3 protein-coding genes and 1 CRISPR repeat array are annotated in these 4951 nt (G+C 26.7%); all 3 genes read right to left on the bottom strand.

Going from position 1 to position 4951, the window contains the following annotated elements; translation table 11 throughout:
- Positions 1-188: 188 nt before the first annotated feature.
- Positions 189-609: a CRISPR direct-repeat array (repeat unit 30 nt; unit sequence ATTTCAATACATCCAATGTTAAGGTTAAAC).
- 595 nt (positions 610-1204) lie between these two features.
- Entirely contained in the window at positions 1205-3259 is a 2055-nt protein-coding gene (locus AYC61_RS20475; protein WP_066507750.1) for a serine hydrolase, read from the bottom strand.
- A 231-nt stretch (positions 3260-3490) separates the two neighbouring features.
- Positions 3491-4117 (bottom strand): GerAB/ArcD/ProY family transporter, encoded by a 627-nt coding sequence (locus tag AYC61_RS22165; RefSeq protein WP_066507757.1) that lies wholly within the window; start codon positions 4115-4117, stop codon positions 3491-3493.
- A gap of 5 nt (positions 4118-4122) precedes the next feature.
- The gene (locus tag AYC61_RS22170) at positions 4123-4572 is read right to left on the bottom strand and encodes a GerAB/ArcD/ProY family transporter (protein ID WP_066507759.1); all 450 of its coding nucleotides are present in this window, start codon (positions 4570-4572) and stop codon (positions 4123-4125) included.
- Positions 4573-4951: the final 379 nt, after the last annotated feature.

Here is a 4951-nt window from a genome sequence, read left to right on the forward strand (position 1 = left end):
CATCTTTATATAATCAAAAAAATATACACCTCTCTGTAGAAGCTTCAGCACATAAACATTGAAAACTACACTTCCCAATTTTTAAGCTCTACATGGAGTAGGACTTTCTTATAATATAAATAAAGACCTACAGTATGTAAGTCTTATATTTATTAATTGTAATATTTGTATAGTTAATGGTTTATTGTTTTCAGTTACATCCAATGTTAAGGTTAAACGAGTACATGACAGCCTTTGAAACAGGAAATAAATTATTTCAATACATCCAATGTTAAGGTTAAACAGGTTTTCCAAACGTTATTGTTTTAGACACAAAAGGATTTCAATACATCCAATGTTTAGGTTAAACTTACACAATAATAATAGATGGCAATACCAAGTAGAATTTCAATACATCCAATGTTAAGGTTAAACGAATACCCCGAAATGGATAATAGATGCCTTAAAGCATTTCAATACATCCAATGTTAAGGTTAAACGACGGACCAGTTTTCCTTTGGAATCCACAAGATTTATTTCAATACATCCAATGTTAAGGTTAAACTCTGACGAATTATATATGTATGCATCAATTATACAATTTCAATACATCCAATGTTAAGGTTAAACCACTGAAAAATACACATTTATGATAGTGTCAAATCGCTTCTAACACTACTAATAACCACATTTGTTCAATTTCCCTCCGCATGACTGATATTTTTTTATCAATCGGTTTAATCTTACTTATAATCGTTGATTTTTCAATACTTTCATCAGTTTAATTCTTTTATACATACGGACATTTTAAATTTTATTTTCTTATTAATACTCTTAAATCTTTTTATTTACACAACTATTTGTTTGAAAAAATATTAAAAATCTAGTACATAAATCTTAAAAATAAAAATTTTATTAATTTATACCAATTATTGATATTTATTTGTCAATATTTTGATATATTTAAATTACTTCATAGTATTATGATTTTAGCACAATTTATGGTTTTTGTCAAAATATAGATTTTTTTATTATGCAAGAAACACAGGTTTCACTGAAATTAGGCAGATGTTATGCACTATAGATAAGTTTTAAGCATATATTCTTTTTCAACAGATGAAGGGTTACCTTATATTACAAAAACAAATTATACCATATGTTTATTATTACAATAAGCCATATGGTATAAAAGAAATATTATGCTAAACAGTATTCAGTTAATAGTTTATTTGATTTTAGAAGCAGGCATTTCTTGCCCATTTTGATTTAATATTAATTTTGTTACTTTATTATTATCATCTTTTTCAAAAGTAATTTTAGCATCTATAACCTTGTAAATATATTCACTTTCTGATATAGGAAATATTTCATATTTATCTTGACGTGTAAGCTTAGCATAAATATGATCATCTTCATTTGAAATAGTAAATATAATATCTTTAGTTAGTTCATACTCCCCTACATATTCATCATATATTGAAGAATCTACAGTTATTATAGTGCTATCTTTAGCAGTATCATCTACTCTTTTACAAACAAACTCTATACCTAATTGTTTAAACTTAAGTTCTGTAACTTCATCCTTATCGTTATTAACAAACTCAATAGTTACCTCTAGTTCTTTTGCAAAAAATTTGTTATTTGTTTGAGGAAATATTTCAAAAGCCTTTTGTCCTGTAACTTGTGCATAAAGTTTATTATCCTTTTTAATAATATCTAAATTTGCATTAGATATAAAATTATACTTTCCTACATAATTGTCATATAAATCTTTATCTTTTATTTCAATCTCCTTTAATATTTCTGGCATTTCATAATCTTCATTAAACGTTATTTTAGTTAAATTATCTGTTAAAGCCGTAAGATCACAATAACCATTATTTGTTAAAATTGTAATAGTAAGATCTTCATCAATATATCTAGCTATATTTGCAGTAAATCCAAAAGTATTACCTCCGTGCAAAATTTCTTTTCCTATAGCTGTATCTGCTATCATCCATCCGTAACCATAGCTCGCTGTTTCATACATAGGTATATGTTCTTTAAATATCTGATCTAAGGTTTGCTGCTTAACTAGTTTTTCTGTTTTTAAAGCACTATCCCATCTATATAAATCTTCAACTGTAGAATACATACTTCCTGCTCCAAAGGTTTGGCTCAATACAAGTTTATCGTCTATAGGGGCTACTTCTAAGAATCCTGTATAACTTGTTGCACCAGAAAACTCATTATTCTCACCATAACATATGCCTGTATTTACCATATGGAGAGGTGTAAATATATTCTCTTGTAAATAATTTTCTAAAGATTCACCAGTCACCTTTTCAACTATTATACCAAGTAAAGTAAAGTTAGTATTGCTGTATCTAAACTCTTCACCCGGTTTAAATTCTAAAGGCATATCTTTTATAAGATTAATACAAACCATAGGATCTTTATTATCAGTATTTAATTCTAAGAATCCTTTTACTTCAGTAAAATTCTTAAGTCCAGATGTCTGAGATAACAAATTGTGGATAGTAATAATGTCGCCATTTGGAAAATCAGATAGATATTTAGAAACCTTGTCCTCTACATTTATTAACCCCTTCTCACAAAGCTGCATAACTGCCATTGCTGTAAATTGCTTTGTCACTGAACCTATTGCAAATTTAGTTTGAGGTTTATTCATAATATTTTGCTTAAAATCTGCAAAGCCATAACCTTGATCAAGAAGTACTTTTCCATCTTTAGCAACTAATACACTTCCATGAAAGTTGCGATTTTTAACTAGAGCTTTCATATAAGAATCTAACTCATTTTGAATTGTTTCATCATCTGACTTTGCAAAGAAAGGTTCCGTATTTTCTTTAGACTTATTTATTTTTAAAATCTGCTTTTCATTATTGTATTCTACAATTAAATTTAAAACATTACTAAATAATTCAACAGGTACAAAGGTCTTATCCTCTTTAATAACAGGACTTGTATTCATAATTAATTCTTTTCCATTTTCTATTACATTAGAGTCTCCAACCCTTAGTTTAATAACATCTAAATCCTTCGAAAGCTTTATACTTTGATCTTCACCATTCCAAGTAACTAAATAACCTAACTGTTCAACAAGGTCACGTAATGGGCACATTATGTGACCTTCATCATTTATGTATATTTCCTCTTTGAGAGAAATTGCTGTATCATTCAATACAACACTAGTCATTGATTGAGCTAAGCTTATTGTAGCAGGCATACCCAACACTAAACTAATAGCCAAAATTATTGACACCATCTTCTTTAACATATTTTATTCCTCCTAAAAATAATATCTCTATCGCAATATGTACATCATCACATAATCATATAATATTTATATTAATATTTCAACTTATTAAATATTACTATACCATAACTTTTAGCTAATATATAACATTAATCCTAAAATGTATCACAAAAAAAGCTAGCAATTAACTTGTTCATGAATTATGCTAACCATTAAGTACACTTCCAAAAACTTTACTTATATCTCATTTTGTTATCCTTTTCCTTTTTGTAATAATTTTTTTATATTTCCAGCTATCAAAAGAAGCACAGGAACTATTACAATAAATATAAAAGCAAAATATATCCATACTTCAAATATCCACTCATTAAATTCTATTACACTGTCAAAACTAAATATAACAAAATTTAGAGACAATGCTCCAACAGGAATTACTAAGTTTTTATAATTATTTAATTCTAAAAGCTTCTCAATACACATACATGTTGCAAGTAAATATATACTTACTTTTGCAAATATACCTATTAGAAAAGTTATCGCTGCTAAAATTTCTAACCTCTGTAGAAATTCTATTTTTATTATTTTAGCAATTCCATAGGAAGCAAAAGTTAAGCTTGATGAATAATTTTCACCTATAGCCATTATTATAAAAATTGACAAAGTAAATATATAGATCGATGATAAAAATATACTCATATAACTTATTTTCTTTATTTTTTTCATGTCAAACATATATAATAATACTACTAAAAAAACTACAGCTTCTCCAAAAGGATATATAAAAATTTCATATGCCCCATGTAAAACAGGTCCCATTCCATTATATAAAAATGGTTTTATATTATTTATATCTAATTCTGGAATAAGAAAAAATAACAATATTACTATATATGCATATGGAAAATAAACTCAGCCCATCTACATAACGTTACTAAACCCTTTTTTAAAACCCATACACATAATATCATCATAAATATACCTGGTACAATTATAGGCGTTTTGTCATAACTAGTTGCTTCTGCAAATTGTACAAAATCTCTTAGTACTAACCCAATTAAATCAAAAAAATAATAAGTATAAAAAACTATTATTATTTTTCCTATATACTTACCAAATACGTTTAATATAGCATCAAGTAAATTTTGATGTGACTTTAATTTTAATATTCCTAAGTATACAAACATTAGCATAAGTGAAAATATAATAGCTATTAAGACTGCTATCCAACTATCTTTTTTTGCTGCAAGACCAGAAGCTAATATTGAAAATTCACCTGTTACAAACAGTAAAATAATAGCAATTGATTGTCTAACTTTAATAACTTCCTTATCCATTTTCCCCTCCGAATCTTAATAGCCTACAAATATTTCCCTTAAATGAACATTTTAATGATATTATTATTTTACATATTTAATTATTTATTACAGATTTAAAGAAGTATTGATATTAAAAAAGGGATATCTCAAAAAATATTTTGAGTTAATCCCTTTTTTTATTATTTTCAGCCTTTTATTCAATTGAAATATATAAATAAGCAAACCCAGATTATTCATAGAAAATTATGAGCAGAGAACTAAAATCTATGATTTTATGTGAATCGCTTACTCCTATGAAAGAATTAAATAGGAGATTCATTTATTAAGAGATTCTGATTAGAAGCTGTCCATTAAATGGCAGGCATACCAACTTGGAATGCCTTCGAATTCACTGAAA

This window comes from Abyssisolibacter fermentans (assembly GCF_001559865.1).
GTDB classification, from domain to species: Bacteria; Bacillota; Clostridia; order Tissierellales; family MCWD3; genus Abyssisolibacter; species Abyssisolibacter fermentans.

Bases quoted from the DNA above. Each gene is read 5' to 3' on its own strand.
- AYC61_RS20475 (WP_066507750.1), bottom strand. From the start codon at position 3,259: ATGTTAAAGAAGATGGTGTCAATAATTTTGGCTATTAGTTTAGTGTTG.
- AYC61_RS22170 (WP_066507759.1), bottom strand. From the start codon at position 4,572: ATGGATAAGGAAGTTATTAAAGTTAGACAATCAATTGCTATTATTTTA.